The sequence below is a fragment of the Acetobacter senegalensis genome (genome assembly GCF_001580995.1).
Taxonomy (GTDB): Bacteria; Pseudomonadota; Alphaproteobacteria; order Acetobacterales; family Acetobacteraceae; genus Acetobacter; species Acetobacter senegalensis.
In genome coordinates, this window is sequence record NZ_LHZU01000005.1 from 1 (window position 1) to 555 (window position 555).

2 protein-coding genes are annotated in these 555 nt (G+C 46.8%); both read right to left on the reverse strand.

Annotated elements, in window-relative coordinates:
* Nucleotides 1-219 (reverse strand): hypothetical protein (locus AD948_RS00020; protein WP_156478851.1); only part of this gene is annotated, 219 nt, incomplete at its 3' end.
* A 1-nt stretch (nucleotide 220) separates the two neighbouring features.
* Nucleotides 221-555: phosphopantetheine-binding protein (locus AD948_RS00025; protein ID WP_211264404.1), on the reverse strand; the 335-nt coding region annotated here is incomplete at its 5' end.

Consider the following 555-nt stretch of genomic DNA (forward strand, 5'->3'; position numbering starts at 1 on the left):
AGGCAGCAGGTTCCACAAAAACCATAAACGCTCCTGAGCATATGACAGTAGAAACTGTCGGTGATCGCCGCCCTCAACAATTGGGAAGGCTTTCCAATCCATGGAAGCCTGTCTGACTGCTGCTCTGAACTGCTGTTTTTTGATAGAATCAAGTTCGATATATTGTTCGGAGAGTTTACGAAATTCCGCAGCTTTCCGGGAATCAAAAGCGTTCTTCATATTAATTGTCCTTTCCAGAAAGGACCTGCATGAAATCCTGCAATCCTTGGAGTTCAGCAGAATGGCGTGGCTGGTGGGCCAGAAGCTCTAATTGAGAGATGACGGACCCATTATTGAGAAGGTTGAGCATATATCGATCAGTTGCTTCGATATTCATTGCAGAAACAATCCTCATGGCTGAGAGCGAATCTCCTCCCAGCTCAATAAATCCATTCGTCACGCCGAAATTCTTGTTTCCAATAGTTTCAGCCCAGATTCCGAAAAGCCAATGTTCTGCATCATTACGTGGCTCCATGATCTCGCGCTCGCCACTGCCCAGATCAGGCTCAGGTAGCG